A 12,720-nucleotide genomic window follows, 5' to 3' on the forward strand; every position below is an offset into this window, starting at 1 on the left:
AGGCGCCTATTAGCCGAAATTGCCGAGACTGGGTAGGGAAACATGATCTTCCTGATCTGCTGTGCGAAGTTGCTGTCAGCCTGCCACCTACTTCCTGAGAGGGTCCTGAGGGAACTTTCTCTCAGTTACTTCTCAGCCCAGTCCAGCCATACTGTCTATAGGACGGAAGGATGCAGATGCGGATTCTATTGGTGGAAGACGAAAAGTTGCTGGCCGAAACAGTTCGCCGCGGCTTAATAAACGAGGGTTTCGTAGTGGAGGTGGTCCATGACGGTGTCAGCGGGCTCTGGGCCGCCACCGAGAACCCCTACGACGTGATTCTCTTGGATTTGATGCTGCCCTTGAAGAATGGCTACGACGTACTCAAGGAAATCCGCGCACGCAAGATCTGGACCCCTGTGATGATGCTGACCGCCAAGGATGGGGAGTACGACCAGACTGATGCCTTTGACCTGGGTGCCGATGACTATCTGACGAAGCCCTTTAGCTTTCTCGTGCTGGTGGCCCGGCTTCGGGCTTTGATCCGGCGTGGCGCACCGGAGCGCCCGGTGGTCATGACATTGGGGACTTTGCGGATGGATCCCATGAACCGCAGCGTTCATCGCGGCGATAAGGCCATCTCCTTGACCGCAAGAGAATATGGGCTGTTGCAATTCTTGATGCGCCGGCACGATCAGGTGGTTTCCAAAGCCGAAATTCTCGACAACGTCTGGGATCCGGCCTTTGAAGGCGGTGACAACGTGGTGGAAGTCTACATAGGCTACTTGCGTCGCAAAGTCGACGTCCCATTCAATTTATCCACTCTGTCCACTGTCCGCGGCATGGGTTACCTTCTCACTGCAGATCGGGATTCTGCAGTGTAGGACTGGTGGGCAGGTGTAGTTCGAAGCGGCAGTCGCCGGTAGGGGTTTGCGTTGTGGTGATGGTGCCGTGGTGGGCTGCCATGATTCCTGCTGCGATGGCCAATCCCAGTCCGCTGCCTCCGCTTTCGCGTGAGCGGCTTTCATCCAGGCGCACGAAACGCTCAAAGATCCTTTCACGGTCATCCTCGGGTACGGGGTCTCCGTCATTGTCGATGACCACTACCACCGCATCCGGGCTGGCGGTGAGCTCTATGGTGATCGCGGATCGGGCATGGCGGTCAGCGTTGTCCAGGACATTGCGCAGCACCTGTCCCAGACGATGGGTGTCCCCGGTGACCCTGGCCGGAACCAGGCTCGCTTTGATGGCGTGTGAGGTCAGCGGCCGCAGCCGACGAATTTCGGTGGCCAGAACGTCGTCGAGGTCAACATCTTCGGCCATAACGTGGATACCACCATCGTTGGCTTTGGCCAACGTCAGCAGATCATCAACCAAGTAGCGCATACGCGCCGTTTCCCCGCTGAGCATGTCTTGGAGCCCGCGCCAGGTTTCCCCGCTCGGGTCCGCTGCAGCGATTTCCAGCCCCGCACTAATAGTGGCAAGCGGGCTGCGCAGCTCATGGCTGGCATCGGAAACAAACCGGCGCTGCTCAGCATCGGAAGCTTGAAGCTTGTCCAGCATCGAGTTCATGGTCTGGGCAAGGCGGTGAATTTCATCATGGGTGACGGGAACTTCCACCCGTTCACTGAGCCGGCTGGCGTTAATGCGGGCAACCTGGCCACGGATCCTCTCAACCTGACGCAGGGATCTGCCCACTAAAAACCACACCGCGGCGCCAACCACCACCAACAACAAAGGTGTTGCCCCGAGCAGGAACCACGCCACCGTAGCTACAGAGTCCGCCTGGATCTGGACCGTCGATGCGACAATCACCGTGAAACTGCCTTCATCGGTTTGCACCCCGCTGGCCACGATCAAGAACTCATCGGTGTCTCCGATGCTCTGCAAGCTGGAGACAGAATCAGTGATCGTTTTCCCGGGACCGGGGCGCAACTCTGACAGCGCAGACTTCTCTGCCGATTTTTCCGAGGAGGCGACCACTTTTCCTTGCGCGTCAATAATCTGCACATACTGGCCGCCTCGTGCAGTGGCGGCCATTGATTGCGCGGCCTCGGAAACATCATGGGCGGCGATCAGGGCCACCACATCCGCCGCCTTGCTCTTCGCTACCGTTTCAGTGGCGGCAATCAAAGATGTCTGCAAAAGCACCAACAACAACACACCACCTGCAACCAGTGCGAGGGCAACAACGGTGATGGCCGTCGCCGTCGCCCTTTTACGCACACCCCAAGCACGCCGCAACCGCCGTCGGGAGAAGGGCAGCCGCAAGCGAAGTCGTGTCATGGTTCAACCATGCCTGTGCAAGTGACTTTTGCACAAACACGAGGACCCATTTCTCAGCATCCCCATCAGGAGCCTCAGCATCCTCACAGGAACGCCCCGGTACAGTAGAACCATGGGACGGAACCGGCCAGGAACCCCCCATCCTGTCCGGGTCCGACCCATGGTCCTTTCCTGATCCTTCATCAAAGCACCGTTCCCTCCTCTCCCCGGACGTCTGGAAACCACTGAAATGAATTTTATTTCCAATCTGGATCTGATCTCCGGACCGTTACCGGTGGTACTGGCCGTCCTCGCCTGCATTGCGGGGGCCGTGCTACTGCTGCGCTGGAACCGCAGGTGGGCCATTAGCGTGGTTATTGCCGCGGTGTTGGCTGCCATCCTGGCTTGGGCCATCAACTGGTACGTGGTCAACGTTGCCGCGCTCAGCGCCTATGACCTGCCGCTGCAGGTGATCGCGTGGATTGGCGTGGGCGTGTTTGCCTTCCTGCTGATGGTGTTGCATCTGGTGTCCAGCCGCTGGTGGCGCAAAATTCTGGCTCCTGTAGCCATGGCCTTGGTTGTCGCTGCCGTAGCCATGCAAGTGAACATCTACTACGGCGCCTACCGCACTGTTGGGGACGTTACGGGTGCCAGCACTGCGAACATTTCCCCACTGTCCCCCACCACAGCTGCAAAACAACCGCACTCCGCCCTGCCAACCAAAACTTCCGCCCAAATCATTGACAGTTGGGTCAAACCCGCCGGTTTGCCCGCGGCCGGCACCGTAAAATCGGCGCAGATCCCTGGCAGTATTTCAGGTTTCACCGGACGCACCGCATACGTCTACCTGCCTCCGGCATATCAAGCCCCAAGCCGGCCCCTGCTGCCAGTGGTGGTCCTCATCCCCGGCCAACCAGGGGGCCCTGCCGACTGGCTGAAAGCCGGTCAGTTGAAGCAGATCATGGACGCGTTTGCCGCCTCTCATCAGGGCTTGGCACCTGTGGTGGTAGTCCCTGATGTCACGGGAACAGACTCTGCCAACACCATGTGCATGGACTCACAGATCGCCAAAACAGACAGCTACCTGGCTGTGGATGTCCCAGCCTGGATTAAAAGTACGCTGACGGTCGACCCGAATCCGCAGCACTGGGCCGTCGGCGGGTTCTCCTTCGGCGGCACATGCGCGCTGCAGATGGCGACCATGCACCCCAAAACTTATCCCTCCGCTATCGATCTCAGCGGTGAGGCTGAACCGGCGTTGTCAGCGGACCGGGCCGTAACCATTCAGCAGGCATTTGGCGGCAACACAGCCGCGTTCGACGCTGTTGTCCCGCTCACTTTGTTGGCGAAAAACCACTACCCGGACAGCTGGATGTACTTCGCAGCCGGCGCACAAGATGCACGCTTCACCGGATACATGGATCAAGTGTCCACAGCCGCCAAATCTTCCGGGATGACGATCACCACCCACGGCGTTCTAGGCGCCGGCCACTCCTGGGAGGTACCCGTGAAAGCCATGCCGCTGGCCTTGACGTGGCTCGCTCCCCGCCTTGGCCTGGCCCACTGATGCGCCCTGCACCATCTCAGGTTCCCCTCAGCGTTGTCATGGAAAGCTGAGGTTTAGCTGGAAAGGGCGGTGGCGCCATGATCAACACGATCATCGGATCGGTACTTCAAGTAACACCCGTAGTGGCTTACCTGCTCATCACAGCCTTGGTCTTCGCGGAAGACGCATTATTCATCGGGTTCATCATTCCCGGAGCAACTGCCGCCATCCTCGGCGGGGTCATGGCCAGTCAGCACCACCTGCAACTCTGGCTCATCACGGCGTTGGTCGTTATGGCCGCCATTCTGGGTGACACTGTCGGGTACGAAGCGGGCCGCCACTTTGGGCCGCGGATATTGAATTTTCGTCTGTTGAAGAAGCGCAGCAAACAATTGGACCGTGCACGTGAACTCTTGGCACGTCGCGGAGGCACGGCAGTCTTCCTCGGACGATTCACGGCTTTCTTCCGAGCGGTCATGCCGGCTTTGGCTGGTTTGTCCCACATGCCCTACCGTCGCTTCCTGATCTACAACGCTGCAGGCGGGATCATCTGGGGCACCGCTGCAGTCCTGCTCGGCTATTTCATGGGCAGCGCCTACCTCAGCCTGGCAAAGAGCATCGGGCATACCGTGACGTTCGCCCTCGTGGGCCTTGCCATCGCCGGTAGCGTCATCTGGCACCTCCGAAAGCGACGCAATGCCAGCAAGGAAGAAGGCGCCCGTCCCGCTCTTGGGCTCTCCTCACAAGAGCCGCTTAATCAAGATTCCCGCGTGTAATCCCGCCATGAAGCCACTGTCCACCTCGCAGTGCCGCATGTTCCCGCGGCAATCCATGTACGACGCCGGGTGCCCGGCCAGGTGCCTTCCCGCACGGCCGGGCCGGTCGCCGGCACCGGCCCGAGCCTACGTTACGTCCGCGTTATTGGGCGCCGCGGAACGCTTCCGGGTTGACCGCAAATTCCGGCATTTCCCCCTTGCCGATGGCGATGGCATTTCTGGCCGCCAGCACAGCCATCTTTCCGCGCACAGGAACGGTTGCGCTGCCAATGTGCGGCAGCAGCACGGTGTTGGGCAGTTCGGTCAGCCCGGACGCCAACTCCGGTTCATTCTCATAAACATCCAGTCCGGCCCCGGCAATCACGCCTTCGCGAAGCGCCGTGACCAGGGCGGCCTCGTCAACCACCGGGCCCCGCGAAGTGTTCACGAGGAAGGCCGAGGGTTTCATGGCTTTCAGCACGGCCGCGTCCACCAGGTGCCGCGTCTGACCATTCAGAGGTACGTGGATGGACAGGAAATCCGCCTGCGCCACCACTTCGTCCCACGGCAGCTGCCTGACCTTGCCGGCAAACTCGCCTAATTCATCAGCGGAAACAATTCGCTCCTGCGGGGGCCGCGGCGAGAAGACAACGTCCATGCCAAACGCCAACGCCCGGCGGGCCGTGGCCCGGCCAATCCTGCCGAAGCCGGCCAGGCCCAGCACCTGTCCGGACACATCGGCGCCCATCAGCAGCTCTGGGTTCCAACCGGAAAACTGTCCAGAGCGCACCAAGGTGTCGGCCTCAACCACACGCCGGGCTGTGCCAAGTATGAGCAGCATGGCCACATCCGCGGTGGCATCGGTGAGCACACCCGGGGTGTTTCCCACCAGAATTCCATGCTTGGTGGCTGCCTCCACATCGATGTTGTTGAACCCCACTGCGTAGTTTGAGACTCCGCGGACCTTGGCAGCCGCCAGTAAATCCGCGTCCACAGTGTCCCCCAGCCGTGAGAGCAGCACGTCAAAATCGCCGCTGGCACACAACGCTGTCAGTGCGGCAGTGTCCGGAACCTCGGGCAGCAAGGTGACCTCACCGGCGTCGTATAACAATTCCATGCCCGGCTCGGGGATGGCTGCCGTGAGCAAAATCCTGGGTTTCATGCGTTCACTGCTCCTTGAGCTCAACTACGTAGTCTGTCACCGGGGGCGCCGCGGGAACTGCAGCGGAATCTTCAATGTACCGCTTGGCGTTGATCATCACCGCTCCGGTCAGCATCACCAACAGACAGGCCCCCAACGTGGCGAAGGACGCGGTCCAGGAACCGGTGACATCATGCAAGGTGCCAAAGAACAACGGGGCAATACCGGCCCCCGCGTAGCCCAGGCCCTGGCTGAACCCGGACAACACCGCGGATCCATGCGTGGTGCGCGAGCGCAGATTCACCATGAGCAGGGCCATGGCGAACGTGCCTTGGCCGAGCCCCGCAAACGTCACCCACAGCCAGGTGCCGTCCAGCGGGGCCAGGTACAGGCCAAGGTGCCCGGTAGCCCAGAATACGGCAAAAACACACACGGCGATGATGGGATTCTTCAGCCGTGGCACCCACAAAGGCACAAGCAGGCTCACCGGCAGTCCCAGAATGGCAAAGTACGCCAGCGCCGACCCTGCCGCCGCAGTATCGACGCCCTCTCCCGAAAGGTAGGGAGGCAGCCACGTGAAATACACGTACGTTTGCGCCGAGTTGCCGGCGAGGAAGATCGCCAATCCCCACGCCACGGGTGAGCGCCAGGGCCGCAGTTTCGGCGTTGTACCCTGCCCCACTGCCTGTCCGGGGTGGGGCGCCTGCCCGGTGAGGTGGCCGACGTCGTTCTTCTGGCTGCGGTCACGCAGGAATTGCATGATCCACGGCAGCAGGACGAGCAAACTGACAGACGCCCACATGCCCATCGAAACGCGCCAATTGGTGGCCTCTGCGACCGGCACAGCAAGCTGCGGGCTGATGGCTGTGCCCACCGCAAGGAGCGTGACGTACCCGGCGGTCACCAGGCCCACGCGGTCGGGGAAGTACTTTTTCACGAGCGGTGGAAGCACCACGTTGCCGATCCCGTACCCGGCCATGATGACGGCGGTCAACCCCAGAAAGGGCCAGACTTGGTCGGTGGTGACACGGAGCAGCTGCCCCACCAGAGCCAGCACGACGGCGGCCACCAGCACCTTTTCGAGGCTGAAGCGGCGAATCAGTACGGGGGTCAGGAGCCCAAAAATGGCAAACACGAGCGGCGGGAGCATGGCTAGCAGCCCAATGGTGTTGGCGTCGAAGCCAAGTTCGCCGCGCAGTTCGTTCAGCAGCGGTGGAACCACAGACACGGCTGAGCGCAAACTCACGGCCATGACCAGGATGCCCAGCAGCGCCCCAATGCGGCCGGTCCATGGTCTTTTTGCTAAGTAGATGCTCACTGTTCAACATTAGCGAACGTAGGGTGGTTGCCTTGACGCTGTAATTTCCAGCCCTTGGGGCCCGCTGACGGGGCAGCATACTTTCTGCACGATCGTGCCGAAATTGCAGCCGACGGGCATAAGATGGAGCCACGCAGCACCCCTGCTGCCCTTCAAGAAGTTACTGTAAGCTCCGCGGAAGGCAAAAGCCATGAACGTTGCCGAACTGGGTGCCATACTGCGATCGCGCCGCAAGACGCTCAACCTTACACAGAGCGAAACGGCGGACCTGGCCGACATTTCCACCCGCGTCCTGAGCGACTTGGAAAATGGGCGGGAAACGGTGCGCTTGGACATCCTGACAGCCGTAGCCACTGCCTTGGGCATGAGTTTGAGTTTGAAAGTCAAAGGGTCGTGAAGGATTTCGCCCAGGCGAAGTCGATAGCCCAGGCCGTGATCTACAAGAAGGGCCGTGCGGCTGCGACGCTGACCCGCCATCCCAGTTTGGGTGTCATTTTTACATATCTGCCCGGCTACCTCAGTGGCGGCGGCCCCGCCATAGCCTCCACGTTGCCCACCCTCGATGTTCCCGTCACGCTGGGCCACGGCGGTGTACCGGCATTTTTCTCCGGCCTGCTCCCGGAAGGCGAGCGGCTGGCCAAGCTGCGGTGGGCTGCAAAAACCACCATCACCGACGAATTCTCACTGCTGCTGGCCGCCGGTGAAAACCCTGTGGGCGACGTCCAGATCGTCCCAGCCGGAGAGAAGCCGCAGGCCCTGCCCCCCATGTTGGCCATCGCCAAAACCGTGAACAGCGTCAACTTTTTCGACTATGCAACCATCCCCGGCCCCGTGGACCCTTCAGCGCTGGCCGGCTTGCAGGACAAGGTCACCGCCTCCTACCGCCACGACAAGGATCCCACCCGTGCCTACATCCTCAAGTTCAACGACGCCAGCCACGCGCGGCAGGTTGAAGCGGAGTTCCTGCTGGTGAACAAGGCCCGGGCCCTATCCATCCCAGTGGCGCAATCACGTTTGGTGCACGACGCCGCAGGCCACGCAGGGCTGCTCGTCTCACGGTTTGACCGGTCCCCCACCGGGCCGTTGGCAGTTGAGGATTGCGCCCAGTTGATGGGTCTGGGGCCCGCCCGCAAATATTCCGTCCCCAGTGAAGCAGTGGCTGCTGCGGCCATCAACATTTGCTCGGCGAAGGCACTGGCCGCCCGTAACATCTACCTGCAATTTCTTTTCGCCTGGTTGACGGGCAACGGAAACCTGCATGCCAAGAACATTTCAGTGGTTCAACAGCCCAACGGCGAATGGCTCGTGGCCCCGGCCTACGATCTCCAGTGCACGCTTGCAACAGAGATTGAACAGGGGTTTGCCGCCGGTGTGCCCGGTGGCATCGTGACCGATCTTCCCGACGGAGATCCCTCACGTGACCCGGGCATGGCACTTCCGGTGGGTGGCAGTGCCGGCAGCCGAACAGGCCTTATCCGCAACGACTGGCTGCGCTTTGGCCGGGATCTGCACATTCCTGAACGGCTTGTCACCAAATGCATCGACAAGGCTCTTTCTGCTTCTGCCATAACCGCGGCGGAACTGCCGTTTGAGCGCCACGTCAGCGCCGCCGTCGTCCGTGTTTTGCGGCTTCGCCGTGCCGCCATGCAACGGTGACCCGCGCACAAAAAGGGCATAAGTACTTTTACTGACGTAATGACGCTAAAATGGCCGTATGCCACGAATAGCCGCCCCAACCAACGCGGCGCAGCGCGAGCAGACGCAGCGCAAAATCCTCAACGCCTTTGGTGAACTTTTGTTCACCCACGGCCTGCCCGGCCTGACCATGACAGACGTTGCCCGCACGGCAGGCGTGGGCAGAACCGCCGTCTACAATTATTTTGCCGACCTGGAACAGCTTCTGGTGGCCTATGCGCTGGATGAAACCGGCAAATTTGTCACGGACCTGAAGGCCAAGCTCGGCGGCTTGGAGAATCCGGTGGACCGGCTCTCCGTGTATGTGCGTGCCCAGCTGGAAGACCTCACCCGCCGCCACCTGCCACCCGGGCCTGCCATGCGGTCGGTGCTATCCAGTGAGTCGTTCTCGAAGTTGGGCGTCCACGTGGGCGAACTCAATTCGCTGCTGATGGGCATTCTGCGCGACGGCATGGATCAGCGTTTCCTGCCCGAGGCGGATGTGGAGGGGCTTGTTCAGCTCATTCACGGCTCATTGACGGCGAGCGCTTCACGGCGCAATACAGACATCCCGGACGAGGAACACATTGCCGCGGCCGTCAGATTCATTCAAGCCGGTGTGGGTGCGTCCTTTGATGCCGAAGGTCGTCCGGTCGCCCGCAACTAGCTTCAGAGTTTCGCTGCCCCAATCGCGGCAGGCGGGGCGTTACCCCGCGGCAGGCGCTGCTGGCTTTGCAGGCGGGGCTGGGGGCACGGCACTTGGCGGCGGGCTTGGTGGTGGGCTGAGGCGCGGGCAGGAGAGCACTCCGGGCTTTGCATCCACCGCTGCGGCGTCGACGAGCCCGCTGAAGCGACTGGTCACTATGACGTCCACCGTGCTGTCTTTTCGGTCATCCTGCACGTATTCGGAATTGGCGAAGTTGCGCTGCATGCTCAATGCGGCGCCGTGTCCACCCTTGCCCGAAATAACTATGGTGGGGGCAACATATTCAGTGGCCTGGTTCGCCACCACACCGATGACAAAGCCGCGCGCTTTCAGCTCCTTCGCCACCTTCCCTGCCTGACCCTCAGTGCTGCCGCCGTTGAAAACGTTGACAGTGACGTTCTTGTTTGCCGGCAGTTTAAGGGTTTCAACGGGACAGGTCACGGGTGCGGTTGCCGATTTTCCATTTCCGAACTTCAGTTCAAGTTCCCCGCGCTGCACCATTCCGGCCAGGACCAGCCCTGCAATCACCAGCGCCAACAACAGCACCAGCACCGCACCGTGTGTGATGCGTCGGCGCACCATGGAGGAATCAAACTCCGGAGTCTCAGGTTCTGGGAAGGTGGCGGCCAGGCCGCGCTCATCAACAATGTGGCGGCCACGCCACGACGTTCCGTCCTTGTTCTTCTTGCGTCGTTGGCGCTGATCATAGGCCGCGTCCTTGGCCTGCCTGCGCGCTTCCTTGGCAGCGCGGCGCTTTTGCCGAACCGTCAGCAGCACATCGTCGCCGGGCACCGCGCCGTCGTACTTGCCCGCACTCGGTTTCACGCCACCGGGTGAAAAAGAGGGTTTCTGCGGGGGAACAGCCGACGACGGTTCCCCCAGCGGCCTAGTCATCCATCACCAGAACCCGGGCATGCATGACGCTGCGCTGGTGCAAGGCGGTGCGAACAGCCCTGTGCAATCCGTCTTCCAGATACAGCGTGCCCCGCCATTGCACGACGTGTGGAAACAAATCACCAAAAAATGTTGAGTCTTCAGCCAACAGCGCGGCAAGGTCCAGTTGCGCCTTGGTGGTGACCAAGTCCGCAAGCCTGACTTGGCGCGGCGCAACGCCTGCCCAGTCCTTGGGCGTCACGTAGCCATGGTCCGGGTACGGGCGTTTGTCGCCAATTGCTTTGAAGATCACTCACTCAGACTAGGGACTACACGCCGCTATGGGAACTTCCGCCCCCTCTCGCGTAATGGTGTGTTGCCAAATGGTTGCCGAAAATGTCACTTCGGCAGCCAGTGCTGGGAACATGGGTGCATGACACTTTTGCAACCACCCCTGGCCCTGCTGCTCGACGTGGATGGCCCGCTGGCCAGTCCGGTGACCCGCCGCGTATCGCCGGAGATCATCGCGAGCTTGATTGAGCTGGTGGACCGCGGCATACCCGTGGTGTTCAACACCGGCCGCTCCGACGCCTTCATCACCGAGCAGCTGATGGTGCCGATGCTCCAGGCCGGGCTGCCGGAGGGTTCCGTTGTCCACGCTATTTGCGAGAAGGGCGCCGTCTGGTTCAGCTTCACCCAGGACGGCCCCGGCCCCGTGCATGTGGACAAGTCCCTGGCCATGCCCACGGCGTTTGGCGATGCCATCAGGGAACTCGTCAGCCGTTCCTACGCCGGGCACATGTTCTTTGACGAGACGAAGCGGGCCATGGTGTCCGTGGAGCAGCACATTGAGGTGGAGAGCAGCAGCTACTTGGAGCAGCAGTCCAAGTTCGACGCCGATGCGCTGGCTCTGCTGGCTGAGCACGACTTAGGTGCGGTGAGGCTTGAGCACCGGGCGCCGGCGTCAACGGGCCGTGTCGACTACCGGGTCGATCCGTCCATCATCTCCACGGACATTGAATCTGTTCGCCTGGGCAAGGATTTGGGTGCCAGCCGCGCGGTGGAACTGCTTGCCGCACAAGGCATCGTGCCGCAAGCGTGGCGCACGGTGGGTGATTCCCGCACCGACTACGCAATGGCCGACTGGCTGCACCACCAAGACCACCCCGTCAAGCATGTGGATGTGCGCCCTGCCGACGGCGTCCCGGACAAGCCCTACCCTGTCAAGACTGCAGCGGACCTTGAGCTTGGCGATGACTTTGTCAATGATTTTGCTGGGGCAGCGTTCCTGCAGTTCTGGCTCGACGCACTGGAACAGTAGCGGAAGCTGCCGCGCTGGTGATCGAGCCAGTCCGGGTGATCAAGCCAGTCGAGAACCATCACCGTTTAAGCGACGAAAGGCCCGGAATCTCAACGATTCCGGGCCTTTCATTGGCGGAGGATGGGGGATTTGAACCCCCGAGGGCGTTAACCCAACACGCGTTCCAGGCGTGCGCCATAGGCCGCTAGGCGAATCCTCCAGCTTGCTGTGCGAAACACGGCAGGTTCAAGAGTACCTGACAAAGTGCCCAACTCACGAATCGAAGGTTGGGGCGGCTAAAAATGACCGCTAACACGGCTGATTCAGTGCAAGAAATAAGGGCAGTACGACCCCGTTCAAGCCCTACTGCCCTTATTTCCCTATGCGTCCATTGCGGAAGGCAGGCAACGCATCAAGGGTAGGACGTGCAATACGTCCCTACAGTGCAGATGGCGGCGCTCCCACTACCTTCTGCACTACGCAGCCAACTTTACAACATTGTCACATTGCTACAGAATTTCAGGATCTGCAGGCGTGTCACATTCATTCCGGCTTCCCTTTGCTGCCCGGAATTCAACACCTTAACCAATCACTGCGAAGCTACGATGCGAGTCAGTGTCCTGCGCGCATGGCCAAGACTGCCGTAAGGAATCCTGATAGCGCAAAGGTGGCTGCCAAGACCCACAGGAAGAACTGTTGGCCTGCGTGGCGTTGCACTCGCTGGCTGGTGTTGGTTGAAAACACTTCACCTCGCACCAGTGCCATAACCCCAAACCCAAAGGCCAGCACCCAAAATACCCATTCGAAGACTCCGTACCACATTCTCGATCGCTCCCTCGGTGGGCCCGCGTAGCGCAGGGGCGGAAGCGCGGCGGGACCGGCTTGGCAATGGCGTCAATGCCCCTATGTGGCGAACGTACCACCGTGGGAGGGAAATTGATATGCCTTGCTGTGCGTGGCACCGCGGTTGGCGGATTCGCACCCACCGCCGCTGTCAGGTAAGCTGATTCCCGGCCCCTCATGTGGCGTCACCCTGTGAACTCCCCCAGGACCGGAAGGTAGCAAGGGTAAGCGGGCTCTGGCGGGTGCATGGGGGGTCTTTATTTATCCCCAGATATGCCGGATTTGCAGCATCGAAGCGGCAATTTGTCAGGCGGATTAGA

13 protein-coding genes, 1 tRNA gene and 1 other RNA gene are annotated in these 12,720 nt (G+C 60.9%); 8 read left to right on the forward strand and 7 right to left on the reverse strand.

Annotated features, from left to right (window positions below; translation table 11 throughout):
- The first annotated feature begins 176 nt into the window (after positions 1-176).
- Positions 177-863, forward strand: a complete 687-nt coding sequence (locus JMA46_RS00745) for a response regulator transcription factor (RefSeq protein WP_207343384.1) — start codon at positions 177-179, stop codon at positions 861-863.
- Here the strand turns inward: JMA46_RS00745 and JMA46_RS00750 are convergent.
- Positions 835-2,265 (reverse strand): ATP-binding protein, encoded by a 1,431-nt coding sequence (locus JMA46_RS00750; RefSeq protein WP_207343385.1) that lies wholly within the window; start codon positions 2,263-2,265, stop codon positions 835-837. The two genes, JMA46_RS00745 and JMA46_RS00750, sit on opposite strands and share 29 nt — an antisense overlap.
- A 229-nt stretch (positions 2,266-2,494) precedes the next feature.
- Between JMA46_RS00750 and JMA46_RS00755 the strand changes: the two genes are divergently transcribed.
- Both JMA46_RS00755 and JMA46_RS00760 read left to right on the forward strand, forming a co-directional pair.
- Positions 2,495-3,811 carry an alpha/beta hydrolase-fold protein gene (locus JMA46_RS00755; RefSeq protein ID WP_207343386.1) on the forward strand — a complete coding sequence of 439 codons (1,317 nt, stop codon included), beginning with the start codon at positions 2,495-2,497 and terminating at the stop codon, positions 3,809-3,811.
- 77 nt (positions 3,812-3,888) lie between these two features.
- Entirely contained in the window at positions 3,889-4,566 is a 678-nt protein-coding gene (locus JMA46_RS00760) for a DedA family protein (protein WP_207343387.1), read from the forward strand.
- 142 nt (positions 4,567-4,708) lie between these two features.
- On the opposite strand, the gene JMA46_RS00765 is transcribed toward JMA46_RS00760, so the two are convergent.
- Positions 4,709-5,707: a D-glycerate dehydrogenase gene (locus JMA46_RS00765; protein WP_207343388.1), complete on the reverse strand. Its 999-nt coding sequence runs from the start codon at positions 5,705-5,707 to the stop codon at positions 4,709-4,711.
- A gap of 4 nt (positions 5,708-5,711) precedes the next feature.
- On the reverse strand, positions 5,712-7,004 hold the full coding sequence (locus tag JMA46_RS00770; RefSeq protein WP_348770014.1) for an MFS transporter: 1,293 nt from the start codon (positions 7,002-7,004) through the stop codon (positions 5,712-5,714).
- 190 nt (positions 7,005-7,194) lie between these two features.
- Here JMA46_RS00770 and JMA46_RS00775 point away from each other — a divergent pair, with 190 nt between their 5' ends.
- From JMA46_RS00775 to JMA46_RS00785, 3 genes are read left to right on the forward strand one after another with little or no spacing between them, the layout of a single operon-like run.
- Entirely contained in the window at positions 7,195-7,401 is a 207-nt protein-coding gene (locus JMA46_RS00775) for a helix-turn-helix domain-containing protein (protein ID WP_207343389.1), read from the forward strand.
- Positions 7,398-8,660: a HipA domain-containing protein gene (locus JMA46_RS00780; RefSeq protein WP_207343390.1), complete on the forward strand. Its 1,263-nt coding sequence runs from the start codon at positions 7,398-7,400 to the stop codon at positions 8,658-8,660. Before JMA46_RS00775 ends, JMA46_RS00780 begins: the two co-directional genes overlap by 4 nt.
- Positions 8,661-8,718: 58 nt before the next feature.
- Positions 8,719-9,345, forward strand: a complete 627-nt coding sequence (locus tag JMA46_RS00785) for a TetR/AcrR family transcriptional regulator (RefSeq protein ID WP_207343391.1) — start codon at positions 8,719-8,721, stop codon at positions 9,343-9,345.
- A 39-nt stretch (positions 9,346-9,384) separates the two neighbouring features.
- Here the strand turns inward: JMA46_RS00785 and JMA46_RS17555 are convergent, their stop codons facing one another.
- Together JMA46_RS17555 and JMA46_RS00795 are read right to left on the reverse strand one after the other, a co-directional pair.
- A complete protein-coding gene (locus tag JMA46_RS17555) occupies positions 9,385-10,209 on the reverse strand; it encodes a LytR C-terminal domain-containing protein (RefSeq protein ID WP_207343392.1) in 825 nt (274 codons plus the stop codon).
- A 61-nt stretch (positions 10,210-10,270) separates the two neighbouring features.
- On the reverse strand, positions 10,271-10,570 hold the full coding sequence (locus JMA46_RS00795) for a type II toxin-antitoxin system VapB family antitoxin (RefSeq protein WP_207343393.1): 300 nt from the start codon (positions 10,568-10,570) through the stop codon (positions 10,271-10,273).
- A gap of 120 nt (positions 10,571-10,690) precedes the next feature.
- Here JMA46_RS00795 and JMA46_RS00800 point away from each other — a divergent pair, with 120 nt between their 5' ends.
- Complete coding sequence (locus JMA46_RS00800; protein WP_207343394.1) at positions 10,691-11,578, forward strand: hypothetical protein; 888 nt, start codon at positions 10,691-10,693, stop codon at positions 11,576-11,578.
- Between the two features lie 111 nt (positions 11,579-11,689).
- Here JMA46_RS00800 and JMA46_RS00805 read toward each other — a convergent pair.
- Positions 11,690-11,777, reverse strand: a tRNA-Ser gene (locus tag JMA46_RS00805).
- A gap of 392 nt (positions 11,778-12,169) precedes the next feature.
- Positions 12,170-12,379 (reverse strand): hypothetical protein, encoded by a 210-nt coding sequence (locus JMA46_RS00810; protein ID WP_207343395.1) that lies wholly within the window; start codon positions 12,377-12,379, stop codon positions 12,170-12,172.
- A 187-nt stretch (positions 12,380-12,566) separates the two neighbouring features.
- Here JMA46_RS00810 and ffs point away from each other — a divergent pair.
- An RNA gene (ffs, locus tag JMA46_RS00815) (signal recognition particle sRNA small type) lies at positions 12,567-12,662 on the forward strand.
- Positions 12,663-12,720: the final 58 nt, after the last annotated feature.

The organism is Arthrobacter sp. E3, assembly GCF_017353415.1.
In the GTDB taxonomy this organism is placed as follows: domain Bacteria; phylum Actinomycetota; class Actinomycetes; order Actinomycetales; family Micrococcaceae; genus Specibacter.

Coding starts and splice junctions, on each gene's coding strand:
- JMA46_RS00745 (WP_207343384.1), top strand. CDS start 177: ATGCGGATTCTATTGGTGGAAGACGAAAAGTTGCTGGCCGAAACAGTT.
- JMA46_RS00750 (WP_207343385.1), bottom strand. CDS start 2,265: ATGACACGACTTCGCTTGCGGCTGCCCTTCTCCCGACGGCGGTTGCGG.
- JMA46_RS00755 (WP_207343386.1), top strand. CDS start 2,495: ATGAATTTTATTTCCAATCTGGATCTGATCTCCGGACCGTTACCGGTG.
- JMA46_RS00760 (WP_207343387.1), top strand. CDS start 3,889: ATGATCAACACGATCATCGGATCGGTACTTCAAGTAACACCCGTAGTG.
- JMA46_RS00765 (WP_207343388.1), bottom strand. CDS start 5,707: ATGAAACCCAGGATTTTGCTCACGGCAGCCATCCCCGAGCCGGGCATG.
- JMA46_RS00775 (WP_207343389.1), top strand. CDS start 7,195: ATGAACGTTGCCGAACTGGGTGCCATACTGCGATCGCGCCGCAAGACG.
- JMA46_RS00785 (WP_207343391.1), top strand. CDS start 8,719: ATGCCACGAATAGCCGCCCCAACCAACGCGGCGCAGCGCGAGCAGACG.
- JMA46_RS00800 (WP_207343394.1), top strand. CDS start 10,691: ATGACACTTTTGCAACCACCCCTGGCCCTGCTGCTCGACGTGGATGGC.
- JMA46_RS00810 (WP_207343395.1), bottom strand. CDS start 12,379: ATGTGGTACGGAGTCTTCGAATGGGTATTTTGGGTGCTGGCCTTTGGG.